The sequence below is a fragment of the Bacillus sp. S4 genome (assembly GCF_040838205.1).
Lineage (GTDB): Bacteria > Bacillota > Bacilli > Bacillales > Bacillaceae_G > Bacillus_A > Bacillus_A cereus_U.
This window is the reverse complement of the sequence record NZ_JBFPJI010000001.1, coordinates 51,942-66,000: the sequence shown is the minus strand read 5'-3', so window position 1 is coordinate 66,000 and position 14,059 is coordinate 51,942. Positions and strand designations below refer to the sequence as shown.

The following is a 14,059-nucleotide window of genomic DNA, read 5'->3' as shown; positions in this document are numbered from 1 at the left end:
GTATAGCATATGTTTTTCTTAGATGATATGTTTTTGTTTTAGTATAAAGTGAAACTTTAATTAGTGGGGGTTTTGTTCATCCCCCACTGATTATTAGCCTTCACCAATCGGGCTTTTACGGGCAGCAGGGCTCCCACCTAACTTCTTTGCCCCAGCCGAATTTGGAGGTGGGAGTTTTACTACCCGGCGAATAGCGGGATAAACTGAAAACTTGTGTTTTCGCATTTCCTTTGGTATATATGAATATTGTTCATAAAAAGGTCGGAAAGGAAGACATCAAGTTGAAGACAGAGAAATTTTTTACCCATCCGATTGGCGTGTTTATTGCTGCAATAGTAGCAACATTTTTATGGGGAAGCGCATTTCCCTTTATTAAATTAAGCTATGTTGAACTTGGAATTCAGCCACAAGAAGTCGGGGAACAAATATTATTTGCTGGCTATCGCTTTTTCTTATCTGGTGTAATGCTCTTATTATTTTTTAAAGCGTTAGGAAAAGATATGAAGTTCAAAAAAGGAACAGGAAAGCAGTTAGTTCAAATTGGCTTGTTTCAAACTTTTCTTCAATATATATGTTTTTATATTGGAATGAGTTACAGCTCAGGAATTGAAGGAGCGATTATTTCAGGAACATCATCATTCTTTCAAATTTTACTCGCACACTTTTTATATAAAGATGATGCTCTAAATAGGAGAAAAGTAATTGGAGTAGCTATCGGTTTTTGCGGTGTGATTTTAGTGAATGTACCGAGTGATGGAAGTTTATCATTCCATTTTGGAATAGGTAGCTTATTACTTCTTGGAGCAGCGATGATGTATTCGTATGGAAACATATTAGCGAAAGAAGGTAGTAAAACGTTAGATATTGGGTATATGACAGCATATCAGATGATTTTCGGATCAATTGGTTTGATATGTATAGGTGCATTTCAAGTTGGAATGATGCCATTCGCATTTAATCTACATGCAATACTTATGCTCATATATTTATCGTTCTTATCAGCAGCGGGATTCTGTATATGGAATACAATTATGAAGTATAACAAAGTAGGGAAAGTCTCGATGTATATGTTCTTTATACCAGTGTTTGGTGTGCTACTATCAAGTCTGATTTTAGGGGAAGCAATTCATTCCTTTGTACTATTTGGTTTAGCATGTGTCGCAGCGGGAATTATTGTAGTAAATCGTAATCCGATTAAAAAGAAAGTTGAGCAAGAAAAACAACTAGCATAGAGAACAGAAAAACGATTAAAATGGAAGAACAGTATTGTTCTTCTTTTTTTACATAGAAAAAGGAGAACGTGCTATATGTAACGAAAAAAAGATAGAAAAAGCATTTATTGAGGAGAACATATTATGAATGTACTTTACATTGTGTTAGTCGGGCAAATTATTCTTTTTTTAATGGGAGCAATTTATGCAATAGGACAGACGAAAAGAACGAGAAATAATATGCCGTTACCTTTAGCGGTTCGTCTTATTCTTAGTTTTTCTTTAACAGGAAGTGCAATTTGGATATGGTTACAAGATCCATCGGTTGAGTACAGTACGTGGGTTGCACTCGGTATGACATTGTCAACTGTAGGGGATTTATTTATGGCAGGATTAATTCCAATTGGTCATCGATTAATTGGAGGAATGGTTACTTTCGCGCTTGCACATTGTTTCTATGTGAAAGCATTTTTACAAACAGGTATTTCATGGAATGGTTTTTGGATCGGTTTACTCGTATACGGACTCTTTCTAATTATAGGATGGTTCTTTTTTATCCGAAATGAAAAACAGGATAAATTGTTTACGATTGGGGCTCTAATTTACGGTTTGTGGGTTGGAGGAATGGCATGTTTTGCATTCGCCTTATATTACGAGAATACAGGAATATGGTGGGTGCCAGCACTTGGTGGTTTATTGTTTGTGATTTCTGATTTTATTATCGGTGTGACAGATATCGGGGGGCGCAAACTGAAGTATGAACCACTTTGGATTTGGTTTACATATGTCGCGGCTCAGATGTGTATTGTATATGTAGGATTATAAAAAGATACTCTCAAAAATAGTTGATAGACTATTTTGAGAGTATCTTTTTTATTGCTATGCTACTATATTTTTTTGTTGTAGAGCAGAAAGGCTATATTCATCAGCTGCTTTATAACCTTTAGATAATAAATCATTGATGTAAAGTTTGTTGTAAATGAAGCAGAATACTAGGTTAGAGAATCCGAATGTAAACATGCCAGCGACTAAAATGATTAGAAACCATTTCCAGTCTCCACGGAATATAGCAGGGAAAAAACCAAAGAAAAATACAGTCCAACTAAAACCAATTTTTGCTTGTTTAATTTGGCCTGTATTTTCATTTTTAAGCATAACCTTCATAGAAAAAGTCCTCCTAAGTAAATAAAAATAGAATAAATGCAAGTTATAGTATATCAAAATAATATATTTTTGAATATTATTATTTTGAAGTTTGTAATATTGAGATTATTAAACTCAGAATTTTATGGAAATTCATGAGTTGAAGTACTTATAATAAAAGTAAAAAGATGATGAGACGGTGGAATGATGCAAAAGAAAAAACGTTGGCGTGAATTCTTTGGAACAATTGCAATTGCATGTTTATTGGTGTTTTTGGCGAAAATTTTCGTGTTTTTTCCTACGACTGTAAAAGGAGCATCTATGAGGCCAACGTTACAAGATGGGGATAAGGTGATTGTTAATAAGTTAGCAAAACAATTTGAAAGCTATGAAAGAGAAGACATTATTGTTGTGAAGACAGACAACTTTTATGTGAAAAGAGTGATTGGTTTGCCTGGAGATATAATTGAGATGAGAAATGATCAATTATATGTTAATCATCAAGTGAAAAACGAAGAGTATTTAAAGAATAATAAAAAACAGGCAGAAAAATTACTTATCAATTTAACTGAAGATTTTGGACCGATTACAATTCCTAAAAACAAAATTTTTGTGATGGGAGATAATCGTTTAGTTAGTAGGGATAGTAGGAACGGCTTAGGGCTCATTGATAGAACAGAAGTATTAGGAAAGCTCATGGCGATATATTATCCATTTGAACATGTGAAAATGGATAATTAGAAATAAGAAAAACCAAGCGAATTAGTTGCTTGGTTTTTCTTATTTAAACAGTTGATGTTTTATTTATTGTTTCTTGTGAAGCAATGATTTCATTGTTTCGGTCGATATTTAACATGAATTTTCGTTGTAACAATTGCAATTTAAAGAGTGTTAAAGGATCATGATAAGTTTCTGGGTTCGTTCTTAGCTTTGTTAATGTTTGCTCATCTTCTTGTATTTCAAGTTGGGCCGCTTCTACGGTTTGTTTCAATATGCTAAGAGGGTCTTTAAAGAACATCATGATATCACGTTCTAGCGCACCTTCAAATACTTCAAATTGAAGGAAAAATTGTTTTGAAATCATCTGAGCAACTTCTGTATAATCTTCTGTTTCAATATATTGTTTATATTTATTTGATAGCATAGATTGATTTTTTTGCATATTACCGAATAATTTCCCTGCACTCTTTAAGAAAAATTGTGTCGGTGTAAAGCGTAATAAAATATTGATGTTAGCTACTGTAATTCTATTCGTCATTCTTGCAACATCTCTATCCCAGTCATCTAGTAATTTGAAATCACAAGGAAGTTTAATACGCTCTTCCTCATAGAGCTTATTAAAGGTATCGCCCATTTCATCTAAATAAGCCTGAGCTTGAATGAATTCATTATGAGCAGTTTCAATCCATTCTTGAATAGATTGAGTAAATTTAGGGAGAAGCACTTGCTGTACATGTTTTTGAATTCTTTCATTCATTGCTACATTTAGTTCTTCATGGACCAATTTGAAATCACTATCTTCTTGAACAAGATCAGAGCAACTCTGCAACAATTCAGGAATTTGAGAATGTATATCCTGCGTAATCTCTTCTTTCGTTAAGAGATAAGATTCTGTAATGGAACGAATTTTATCTTTTTGGATGGCAGTAAGATTATTAATAAAACCATCAAGTTTTACTAAAATATGTTTATTCCAGCGGACGGATTTCACTAACGTATTTTCTAATTCCACACGTTCATTGACAAGGTATGCGATTGTTTTTTGGATAAACCATAATAATTTTTCAATGCGTTCTTTTTCAACGTTACGCTGAGTAAGGTTAGAAAGAATAGAGTCTGTTACGTTACCTAGCTGTTCACTACTCTCTTGTGAAGGAGAGTAAGGGAAAAATTGTGCTTCTGGGAAATGTACGAGTATTTTCTTTTTAATGTTGTTCGTGATGTTTTCACTAGTAGTCGTATCAATTGTTTGTAAGACGAATTGAATTTGTAAATTTGGTACTTGCTCACGAATATATAATAATGTATCGAGCTCTTCATCATGTAATGGTGAAGCTGAATTTAGTACATAGATGAGACTATCTGCTGCCTGTAAGTATTCAAAGTGAGAGCTGTTTTTGTCAAGTTGTCCATGCACAGTAGGTGTGACAAGGAATGAAAACTTATTTTTTCGTAAAAATCTACTTGGTAATTTAACTTCAATACATTTTTTTTCTAGTTCTGACTGAGAAGGTGCCGCTAGTATGTTATGAAGTTCGTCAAAGTTTGGTATATTTCGTATATCTAGCTCTGTAAGCTCAGTTATTTCAGTTTGACTATCATCTTTAAATGTAATTGAAGTTGTTATAGCCCCATTTAATATATTTTCTCCTAGTATAGAGTTAATAAAGGCTGATTTATCATAATCGCTAGCGCCTGCTACTAGAAGTTGTGTAACAGTTAAATCGTATAACTCACGAACAAGTAGTGTGAATTGATGACCTAAATCTACATCATTCTTCTCAGCCCATACAGCAATCGTTTCAAATAATGCTGATACGTCTGCCATATCAACATTTGCATGAGCTGATGCATTTGAAAGTAAGGCACCTGCGCTTTTTACGAGTAATGATTCTAGAGTTGTCGGTGAAACTTCATTCCATGCTAATACTGCTGCGGAGACAAGTAAAGAATCCTCGGTTTTCGTTAAACTAAACCAATTTGTTAATAAATCTGGTACAAGTCCTTGTAATTCGTGCATGAAATATTGTCCAGTAATCAATTCAAAATACGTCTCTTGATAGCGAGTAGAAATTTCATTCCAATCATCATTAGCGTCTACTTCAATATGTAAGAATAAGTGATTTATTGTTTGAATCCAAGGTAGATGTAATGATTCATTTTGATAACTGTTCCAAAGTGAAATAACAAGCTCTTTAAATTGAACTTGATCAATTGTATATAAGGCTTTTAAAGATTCATAGAAATACTCAGGTTTAATTTTTTTAGTAAAGCCTCTGTTCACATAATTTATTAAAGTATCGAACCAGTGTAATGATTTTGTTCGAATTCCTTCTTGAACAGCGAGTTCAATAGCATTATTCCAATCTTCTTGTTTTTCATAGAACGATCGAGCAATCGCAGTAATATTCGGATAGTCTGGTTGAAATGCAACAGCTTCACTAATCGTCTTAAATGCTAGTCCTAGACGGTCTTGCTCGATATAAAGAGAAAGAAGTTGTAGGGAAACTTCCATCGTAAGAGTTGTATCTTCTGATTGAATAGATTTATAAAGTTCCTCTGCTTTTGGTAAGAAACCTAATTCGAAATAAGCATCTGCAATATTCTTCATGGCCCAGAGAGCAAGTTCATTATTTACTTTCTCCCATTTAAATATTGCTGCTTCAAAGTCGTTATTTTGAAAGTAAACTTCACCTTGTGCGAAGCGAATATTAGATATATTGGAGAATTCATTTTTTGATTCATTTATATATGCTTCACCGAGTACTTCCGTTACCGGAATGGAAGTTTCTTCTGTTAAAAATGTTTTATAGTAAATCTTTTGGATAAATTGTTTTTCAATGGTCATGTTCGTTCCCCCTGTATAATTTAGAAAAATGATGTTGTATGTAAAAGGGTGCATGTTACTCTATTAGGTAGAAGTTGCATTATATAGACCAAACTATGTTTTTGCTAGATATATCATTTTTCTTGAGAGTTAAACCGTTGCAAAAAGTAACTTCCCTTTATTGTAACAAAAAAATAAGCCTATGAATTTTTATTTTTTTATCTCGCTATTTATAGGCAGTAAGACTCCTACTCCAAAATTGAGCGAATGCAAGGAAGTTAAGTGGGAGCCCTGCAGCCCGTAAAATCCCGATTGGTGCAGGCTAATGATCAGTGGGGATGGATAAAAAACCCACTGATTAAATCTCTGTTTAAGGAATGGAATAGAAGTAGAGTTCATTATAAAAACAATGTATAGTGAATATGTATACCATGTTTGTCTTAAAGATAGAATGGGCACAATATGGAATAACGATCGTGTATAGGATGTGTCTTCCGAATGGAACAACATATTGGCGAGTTAATCGCACATTATGGTTATTTTGGAATTATTATAGCTCTAGCTGGCGGGATTGTTGGATTACCTATACCGGATGAGTTTTTATTGACTTTTATTGGATATAACATTTCAAAAGGAGTTATGTCAGGAACAGCTGCTTTTTTAAGTGGAATGGCAGGGGCAATGCTTGGCATTACATTAAGTTACATATTAGGTTTAAAACTTGGGCTCCCTGTTTTAAAAAAATATGGTCCGAAAGTTAGAATTAAGGAACATCATATTGAAAAAACACATATTTTATTTGAAAAATACGGTCCATTTCTTTTAATGATTGGATACTTTATACCAGGAGTACGTCATTTAACAGCATATTTTGCTGGAGTTTCAAATTTAACATGGTGGCGTTTTTGTTTGTATGCTTACGGTGGTGCACTAATTTGGATAAGTGTTTTTATTGGCCTAGGTTGGAAACTGGGAGAGAAGTGGCGCTTTGTTGAATATAGTTTACATCATTATGGAATATGGATTTTATTAGTTTCGGCAATTGTAACATTGGTTGTGTGGATTTACATAAGGAAAAGACAAAACCGCTAATAATAGCGGTTTTTTAGCTGAAAGCAATAAATAATACACCAGCTGTAATAAAGACTACACCAATACCAGTCATAAAGTTTAACTTTTCACCTAATATAATCATCGCGAGAATAATGGAAAATACTACACTCAATTTATCGATAGGTGCTACTTGTGAAACTTTTCCTGTTTTTAATGCAAGAAAATAAAATAGCCATGACGAAGCACCAGCGATTCCACTTAATGTGATAAATAGCAGTGCTTTTTTATTTAAGAGAACATCACCGATATTTTGAAATTTACCTTGTATAATAATAACTCCTACCATAAATAATGCCATAATAATAGAGCGAACCGTTGTTGCGACGTTGGCATCGATTCCATCTAAGCCAATCTTTCCAAAAATAGATACGAGGGCAGCAGCAATTGCTGATAATAGTGCGAATAATAGCCATGAACTCATAGGGAAATTCCTCCAATCTTACATTATTATACATGAAAATCATTCTCATGTATAAATAACGAAATAAACCCCCGCCCTATATTTTTAATAAGGTGGGGGTTTATTATGCTACTCTGCTATTTCTTCATATAAAAAGTACGTTACATTATAAATATGCTCTACTTCATCATCTGTCATAAATAATAATTCGTCACGTTCAATCCCTTTTTTCTTTTCAATAAACTCAATCATGTTTTTTCGTTCTTCTCTTTTCATCAATTTTTATTTCTCCCCTCAATCTGTTTTAATACAGTTTATTTAAGTTACTGCTATTATATAACAGAATCTTTAGAAAGTTCCACCTATTTTATTGTTTTTTTCAGAAGAACCTTTCGACAAAACAAGCCCACCTAAGGGGGCTTGTTTTTATTTTATAGTCGTAAAAACTCGGGCTCGGTCGTACCGGCACTATCGATGTAATAAATTGTATCGGGATTAATTTTTATTAGTACGTAATTAGGGTCTTCCGCACCTAGTAACCAGCGTTTTAAGCTATTAGTCCAAAATTTGTTTTTTAATGTTTGATCTTCTTCGATGGAAGCTATACCTTCAACTTCAATGTAATCTTCATCTAATTTCTTTCCTTCGCGTCCAAGTAGTACATGTACATTGGGATTTTTTTCGATATCTGTTATCTTTTTTGAATTTCGATCTGTTGCAACATATAGTACAAAATCTTCGTGGAAAAACATCATAAAGGCGCTATGTGGCTTATCGTTACGTACAGTAGATAATACACCAGTACGTTGACCTTGAATAATAGTTGCGATTTTTTCTTTTAAGTGCATATTTTTAGCCTCTTTTCATAATTCGTAATTTTTTCTGTCTGAACAAGATAATTTAAATATCTTTCATACTGTTTTCTTCAATCCGATTTTTTAAACGTAATTGTGATGAAATCGGACAAGTTAGGAGATGAATAATAATAATATCGAGGAGAAATACATACGATGGAAGGATGAAAAGCATGTTTAATAAAATATTTCTTACAGTAGCGCTTATAGGTGTACCACTTTCTGTAATCGGAAAAACACTTCATTGGCCACAAACCATTATGTTTGCTGTATACTGCATTACTATTATTGCATTAGCTGGTTTTATGGGGAGGGCGACAGAAAGTTTAGCAATCGTTTCTGGGCCTCGGATAGGTGGTTTATTAAATGCCACTTTCGGTAATGCCGTTGAACTTATCATTTCAATTTTTGCACTTCAGGCAGGATTAACAGAAGTTGTTTTAGCTTCCTTAACTGGTTCTGTACTTGGAAACTTATTACTGGTAGGAGGGCTATCCTTCTTTATAGGTGGCCTTAAGTATAAAAGGCAAAGTTTCAATGTTTATGATGCAAGACATAATTCAGCTTTATTAATATTTGCTGTTGTCGTAGCCTTTGTTATTCCGGAGATTTTTTCAATGAAGATGGATGCTGGAAAGACGTATCAATTAAGTATTGGTGTTTCTATTATCATGATTATTATGTACCTTGCTGCATTGCTATTTAAGTTAGTTACGCACCGTGGTGTATATCAACATAAAAGTGATGAAGTAGCACATGAGGAAGAGCCAGAGTGGTCCAAAGGTAAAGCGCTACTCGTTTTAGCGATAGCAACACTTGCAGTTGCTTATGTGTCAGAGGCACTCGTACATACTTTTGAAACGGTCGCAAAGTCGTTTGGCTGGTCAGAGTTATTTATAGGGGTTATTATCGTTGCAATTGTTGGTAATGCAGCAGAACATGCATCTGCGATTATTATGGCATATAAAAATAAAGTGAATATCGCAGTAGAAATTGCAGTAGGTTCTACATTACAAATCGCTATGTTTGTTGCTCCTGTGTTAGTACTTCTTTCGATGCTTTTTGCACAAAAGATGCCTTTAGTATTTACAATACCTGAACTTGTTTCTATGATTACAGCTGTTTTCTTAACCATTGCGATTTCAAATGATGGGGATACAAACTGGTTTGAAGGAGGCACTTTATTAGCGGCGTATGTCATTATGGGAATTGGTTTTTATTTATTATGAAAAATAGGGATAACAATGCTTCAGAGGGAAAACAATAAATACAGATTTATATACCTTTATGTAGGAAGGAGCCAGACAGGTGAAACGAGTATACAGCATATGTCTTTCAACCATGGTCTCGTTTATTTTATTATTTCCTAACAGTAGTTTTGCAAAGACACCGGTAGAAGTAAAAATGCCTTCATCTGTTTTAAATATTTCAAAAGATAATACATTTCCAAATGACGCACAAGATTTACCGCGTTTACAGCCAAGTAAGTTTGCGCAAGAATTATTGAAAACAGCAAATATAAAAATTGAAAACCCTGATTTAATTCGAATGTTTAATGAAACAACAATTTCGAATGCACCGCTTGCGGTAGGATACCGGGCGAAAATTTATTTAGGTCAATGGGCATTAAATTATGAGTCAATAGACACATCGATTAATTGGGAATATAAGCAAGTAAATCGGAATGTATATGATAATCGCGGAGGTGATCGCTTATACCCACTTCGCTATAAGCAAGAAACCCAAAAGACAATCGAAGGTGATTTAACAGCAGATATGAAAGATGCTACAGATGTGAAAAAAATGATGCTTCTAAAAGCGCTTGAAAAAGTACAATTGCCACTTTCATTTAAAACAACCATTGGTTATGGTACCGGACATGAGCGTGTTTATAATATTAGTCCAAGTCAACTTGGATATTTATATGCGTATACACCAGCAGTAAATGAAAAAGGAAAAGTAACATTTGGAGAAGTCTACCTTGTGTTAAAAGGGAATCAAAAAAGGCTTGTCGTGAAAAATATTACATCTCAAGGAATCGGAGCTGCTATTCCAATTCATGATCATTTATTTTTTAAATTTGTTTCTTCATCACATTCACAATGAAATAAAAAACGTCAGCCTATAAGCTGACGTTTTTTATTTATCCCGCTATTTGCCGGACAGTAAAACTCCCACCTCAAAATTCGGTTGGAGCAAAGAAGTTAGGTGGGAGCCCTGCTGCCTGTAAACGCCCGAATGGTGAAGGCTAATAATCGGTGGGGGATGAATAAAACCCCCACTGATTAAAGTTTCACTTTATAACATAATGTTTGATGTTTTTGATAAGAAATCTTCTTTTGGATAGTAGCTATTTTTTACAAGAACATTTGGTCCAAGGCATTTCACGGCAGGACAATGGCAACTTAATGATTTTGCTGTTTTTGAGTCACACCATTTGTCGTAAGCTTCTTGTAGTGTATTTGTTTGTACATTACCTAGAAGCGGGACATCACCGAAATCGGTCACGATAATATTTCCATCGAAAATATTTACGTTCAAACGAGAACGACCATCGGGATCATTGCGGACAGTTACATTTTTACTTTCATGTAATCTCTTCAATGTGTATAAATCACGTTCATCATCACTACATGCATAGAAAGGTAATGTTCCAAATAACATCCATACATTTTCATCACGGATCTCTAATAAATGTTCAATTGCATTTCGAATTTCTTCTTTTGTTAAAATTTCAAGTGTGCTAGCGAAGTCACTCGGATACATCGGGTGCACTTCATGACGTTTACAGCCCATTTCTTCAACGATTTGATGGTGAATATGTTCAATATGTGGTAGAGTTCGTTTGTTTAACATAGTTTCGGCTGATACGAGTACACCTGCCTCTGATAGAGCCTTACTATTTGTAATCATTCTTTCAAATAATTTAGCGCGCTGTTCATAAGTAGGTTTACGCTCCATCATTGCAAATCCACCTTCAACGAAGTCATCGATTGTTCCCCAGTTATGTGAAATGTGCAATACATCTAAGTAGGGAATAATTTGTTCGTAACGTGCTAAATCTATAGTTAAGTTTGAGTTGATTTGAGTGCGAACGCCTCGTTCATGGGCGTATTTTAAGAGTGGTGTTACATAGTTGTCGACGGATTTTTTTGAAAGCATAGGTTCTCCGCCTGTAATACTTAAAGAACGTAGATAAGGAATCTCATCTAATCGTTTTAATAAAAGCTCCATCGGAAGCGGATTTGGATCTTTCGGCTGTAATGTGTAACCAACAGCGCAATGCTCGCAACGCATATTGCATAACGTCGTCGTTGTAAACTCAACGTTTGTTAATAGTAGTTTGCCGTACTCTTCAAGGTCCATATACGCTTCCCATGGATCGTAAGAAGGAGTAATCGGCTTCATTATTTGTGATATCGTCATATGAAATACTCCTTTGACTATTGAAATAACAATTTGTCCATTCTCTATAATAGAAGAATATGTGCTTTTTATAAAGTGAAACTTTTTTGTGAAAAAAGAGAGAGGGCTTACATTATAATGAATTACTGCGACAAATTTGATGAAATTACATGCCCATATCCATCATTTTTGCGGTATAATAAAAGCAACTCGAATTAAAAGGAGAGTGCCTTCATGGGAAAAGCAATTCAAGATAAAGATTCACAACTAGTATATTTGAAAAAACGTTTAAATATGTTCATTGAAGTAATTGATACGATTGAACCAGAAGAGGTAGAATTGGAAGATGTAGATCGTCTTCTTGCAATGTTAGATGAATTAGAACTGAAATGTGAGCAATTTAAAAAAGACGAATAATATATTAAAAAGGCTGCCACTACAAAATTGGCAGCCTTTTTCTGTACGGATAATAGAAGGAATATAGAAAAAAAGGTATAATCAAGTTGTGAAAAATTTCATTTAACCTTTAATGGCGTGAAATAAAGTGAAACTTTACTCAGTGGGGGTCATTCCCCACTGAGTATTAGTTGAACCAATCGGGCGTTTACGGGCAGTTGATCTCCCACCTAACTTCTTTGCTCCACCTGAATTTTGAGGTGGGAGTCTTACTGCCCGCAAATAGCGGGATAAATAAACAGCTGAAGAGTATAACAATGGAATTTTCATTTCATAACGTTTTGGTAGCGTTCACAATTGAGGGGGAAGTAACAATGGAAAAGCTTCAAGAAAGCATGTATCAACTAATTGTTGAAACGTCAACGAACTTACCGAAAGATGTTCGTCGCGCAATTCAACAAGCGAAAGAACGAGAAAATGCAGGAACTCGTTCGGCGATGGCACTTGGCACAATTACGAATAATATTAAAATGGCAGATGATAATATCTCGCCAATTTGCCAAGATACAGGGATGCCAACGTTTAAAATTTATACACCAGTTGGTGTGAATCAATTAAAACTGAAGGAAGCTATCTATAGTGCGCTTGAGCGGGCGACAAAAGATGGTAAACTTCGTCCAAACTCTGTTGATTCTCTTTTTGGAGACAATAGCGGAAATAATTTAGGACCAGGTACACCTGTTATTAAGTTTGAACAATGGGAAAAAGATTACATTGATGCACGTTTAATTTTAAAGGGCGGGGGCTGTGAGAACAAAAATATTCAATATAGCTTGCCTTGTGAAATAGAAGGACTTGGACGAGCTGGGCGTGATTTAGAAGGAATTCGTAAATGCCTTCTTCATGCAGTATATCAAGCGCAAGGGCAAGGGTGTAGCGCTGGGGTAATCGGCGTCGGTATCGGGGGAGACCGCACATCAGGTTACGAATTAGCAAAAAATCAATTATTCCGTACATTAGATGATGTAAATTCAATTCCAGAATTACAAAAGCTTGAAGAGTACGTATTAGAGAATGCAAATAAGCTTGGCATTGGTACGATGGGATTTGGCGGAGAAACAACTTTATTAGGTTGCAAAGTTGGAGTATATAATCGTTTGCCAGCGAGCTTCTACGTATCTGTTGCATATAATTGTTGGGCATATCGTCGTCTTGGTGTAACAATTCATCCTGAAACAGGTGAAATTATGGATTGGTTGTACCAGGAAGGTGAAGATACACTTCAGCAAGATGCTGCGCAAGAACAAACAGAGCAGCGTGAAATCGTATTACAAGCTCCAATTACAGAAGAGCAAATTCGTGAACTTCGTGTTGGTGATGTTGTTACAATTAACGGCATGATGTATACAGGACGTGATGCGATTCATAAACATTTAATGGATAACGATTGTCCAGTAGATTTAAAGGGACAAATTATTTATCACTGCGGTCCAGTTGTAGTGAAAGATGAGAATGACAATTGGCAAATTAAAGCGGCAGGTCCAACGACAAGCATTCGTGAAGAGCCATATCAAGGCGATATTATGAAAAAGTTCGGTATTCGTGCTGTGATTGGTAAAGGCGGTATGGGTGTTAAAACATTAGCAGCTTTAGAAGAACACGGTGGTGTGTACTTAAATGCAATTGGTGGTGCAGCACAATATTATGCTGAATGTATTAAAGAAGTGAAAGATGTTGATTTCTTACAATTCGGTATCCCAGAGGCAATGTGGCATTTACGTATCGATGGTTTTAAAGCAGTTGTAACGATGGATTCTCATGGTAAAAGTCTACATGCTGATGTTGATAAAACATCACTTGAAAAATTGGCGAGCTTTAAAGAACCTGTATTTAAGTAAAGAGAAATGCATCTCGAATTATTCGAGGTGCATTTTTTGGTATATATAGAAAAACATGTTCAGCATGAAAGAAAGCAGGGAAACAGAAACTA

General features: G+C 34.8%; 14 protein-coding genes. 8 read left to right on the top strand and 6 right to left on the bottom strand.

All coding sequences use genetic code 11. The features are described from left to right. Positions 1-281 precede the first annotated feature (281 nt). Together AB3X48_RS00330 and AB3X48_RS00325 are read left to right on the top strand one after the other, a co-directional pair. Entirely contained in the window at positions 282-1,232 is a 951-nt protein-coding gene (locus AB3X48_RS00330; protein WP_016103448.1) for a DMT family transporter, read from the top strand. A 123-nt stretch (positions 1,233-1,355) separates the two neighbouring features. After that, a complete protein-coding gene (locus AB3X48_RS00325) occupies positions 1,356-2,036 on the top strand; it encodes a lysoplasmalogenase (protein ID WP_002159411.1) in 681 nt (226 codons plus the stop codon). Positions 2,037-2,090: 54 nt separating this feature from the next. Here AB3X48_RS00325 and AB3X48_RS00320 read toward each other — a convergent pair whose 3' ends face one another. Further along, positions 2,091-2,375: a hypothetical protein gene (locus AB3X48_RS00320; protein WP_000867041.1), complete on the bottom strand. Its 285-nt coding sequence runs from the start codon at positions 2,373-2,375 to the stop codon at positions 2,091-2,093. A gap of 183 nt (positions 2,376-2,558) precedes the next feature. On the opposite strand from AB3X48_RS00320, the gene lepB reads away from it, so the two are divergent. Beyond that, the gene (lepB, locus tag AB3X48_RS00315) at positions 2,559-3,095 is read left to right on the top strand and encodes a signal peptidase I (RefSeq protein WP_088098677.1); all 537 of its coding nucleotides are present in this window, start codon (positions 2,559-2,561) and stop codon (positions 3,093-3,095) included. 43 nt (positions 3,096-3,138) lie between these two features. On the opposite strand, the gene AB3X48_RS00310 is transcribed toward lepB, so the two are convergent. Further along, positions 3,139-5,922: a tetratricopeptide repeat protein gene (locus AB3X48_RS00310; protein WP_016103450.1), complete on the bottom strand. Its 2,784-nt coding sequence runs from the start codon at positions 5,920-5,922 to the stop codon at positions 3,139-3,141. A gap of 477 nt (positions 5,923-6,399) precedes the next feature. On the opposite strand from AB3X48_RS00310, the gene AB3X48_RS00305 reads away from it, so the two are divergent. Then, positions 6,400-6,993, top strand: a complete 594-nt coding sequence (locus tag AB3X48_RS00305) for a DedA family protein (RefSeq protein ID WP_016103451.1) — start codon at positions 6,400-6,402, stop codon at positions 6,991-6,993. Between the two features lie 13 nt (positions 6,994-7,006). Here AB3X48_RS00305 and AB3X48_RS00300 read toward each other — a convergent pair whose 3' ends face one another. The 3 genes from AB3X48_RS00300 to AB3X48_RS00290 all read right to left on the bottom strand — a co-directional run bounded on the left by AB3X48_RS00300 (position 7,007) and on the right by AB3X48_RS00290 (position 8,262). Further along, complete coding sequence (locus AB3X48_RS00300; RefSeq protein ID WP_002029573.1) at positions 7,007-7,435, bottom strand: EamA family transporter; 429 nt, start codon at positions 7,433-7,435, stop codon at positions 7,007-7,009. A 108-nt stretch (positions 7,436-7,543) separates the two neighbouring features. Beyond that, on the bottom strand, positions 7,544-7,693 hold the full coding sequence (locus AB3X48_RS00295; protein WP_000977681.1) for a BH0509 family protein: 150 nt from the start codon (positions 7,691-7,693) through the stop codon (positions 7,544-7,546). A gap of 152 nt (positions 7,694-7,845) precedes the next feature. Next, positions 7,846-8,262 (bottom strand): pyridoxamine 5'-phosphate oxidase family protein, encoded by a 417-nt coding sequence (locus AB3X48_RS00290; protein WP_002140268.1) that lies wholly within the window; start codon positions 8,260-8,262, stop codon positions 7,846-7,848. A gap of 179 nt (positions 8,263-8,441) precedes the next feature. Between AB3X48_RS00290 and cax the strand changes: the two genes are divergently transcribed. Further along, positions 8,442-9,497: a calcium/proton exchanger gene (gene cax / locus AB3X48_RS00285; RefSeq protein WP_002159406.1), complete on the top strand. Its 1,056-nt coding sequence runs from the start codon at positions 8,442-8,444 to the stop codon at positions 9,495-9,497. A gap of 79 nt (positions 9,498-9,576) precedes the next feature. Further along, positions 9,577-10,374: a YfkD famly protein gene (locus AB3X48_RS00280; protein ID WP_016103452.1), complete on the top strand. Its 798-nt coding sequence runs from the start codon at positions 9,577-9,579 to the stop codon at positions 10,372-10,374. A 192-nt stretch (positions 10,375-10,566) separates the two neighbouring features. Here AB3X48_RS00280 and yfkAB read toward each other — a convergent pair whose 3' ends face one another. Continuing rightward, the gene (gene yfkAB, locus AB3X48_RS00275) at positions 10,567-11,694 is read right to left on the bottom strand and encodes a radical SAM/CxCxxxxC motif protein YfkAB (RefSeq protein WP_016103453.1); all 1,128 of its coding nucleotides are present in this window, start codon (positions 11,692-11,694) and stop codon (positions 10,567-10,569) included. Between the two features lie 213 nt (positions 11,695-11,907). On the opposite strand from yfkAB, the gene AB3X48_RS00270 reads away from it, so the two are divergent. Further along, complete coding sequence (locus AB3X48_RS00270; protein WP_002091170.1) at positions 11,908-12,090, top strand: SE1561 family protein; 183 nt, start codon at positions 11,908-11,910, stop codon at positions 12,088-12,090. A gap of 353 nt (positions 12,091-12,443) precedes the next feature. After that, positions 12,444-13,967 carry a class I fumarate hydratase gene (gene fumA, locus AB3X48_RS00265; protein ID WP_195743203.1) on the top strand — a complete coding sequence of 508 codons (1,524 nt, stop codon included), beginning with the start codon at positions 12,444-12,446 and terminating at the stop codon, positions 13,965-13,967. The last annotated feature ends 92 nt before the right edge of the window (positions 13,968-14,059 follow it).

What these genes read in the sequence shown, in the direction of transcription:
- AB3X48_RS00325 (WP_002159411.1), top strand. Translation starts at nt 1,356, where the DNA reads ATGAATGTACTTTACATTGTGTTAGTCGGGCAAATTATTCTTTTTTTA.
- AB3X48_RS00320 (WP_000867041.1), bottom strand. Translation starts at nt 2,375, where the DNA reads ATGAAGGTTATGCTTAAAAATGAAAATACAGGCCAAATTAAACAAGCA.
- lepB (WP_088098677.1), top strand. Translation starts at nt 2,559, where the DNA reads ATGATGCAAAAGAAAAAACGTTGGCGTGAATTCTTTGGAACAATTGCA.
- AB3X48_RS00310 (WP_016103450.1), bottom strand. Translation starts at nt 5,922, where the DNA reads ATGACCATTGAAAAACAATTTATCCAAAAGATTTACTATAAAACATTT.
- AB3X48_RS00305 (WP_016103451.1), top strand. Translation starts at nt 6,400, where the DNA reads ATGGAACAACATATTGGCGAGTTAATCGCACATTATGGTTATTTTGGA.
- AB3X48_RS00300 (WP_002029573.1), bottom strand. Translation starts at nt 7,435, where the DNA reads ATGAGTTCATGGCTATTATTCGCACTATTATCAGCAATTGCTGCTGCC.
- AB3X48_RS00290 (WP_002140268.1), bottom strand. Translation starts at nt 8,262, where the DNA reads ATGCACTTAAAAGAAAAAATCGCAACTATTATTCAAGGTCAACGTACT.
- cax (WP_002159406.1), top strand. Translation starts at nt 8,442, where the DNA reads ATGTTTAATAAAATATTTCTTACAGTAGCGCTTATAGGTGTACCACTT.
- yfkAB (WP_016103453.1), bottom strand. Translation starts at nt 11,694, where the DNA reads ATGACGATATCACAAATAATGAAGCCGATTACTCCTTCTTACGATCCA.
- AB3X48_RS00270 (WP_002091170.1), top strand. Translation starts at nt 11,908, where the DNA reads ATGGGAAAAGCAATTCAAGATAAAGATTCACAACTAGTATATTTGAAA.
- fumA (WP_195743203.1), top strand. Translation starts at nt 12,444, where the DNA reads ATGGAAAAGCTTCAAGAAAGCATGTATCAACTAATTGTTGAAACGTCA.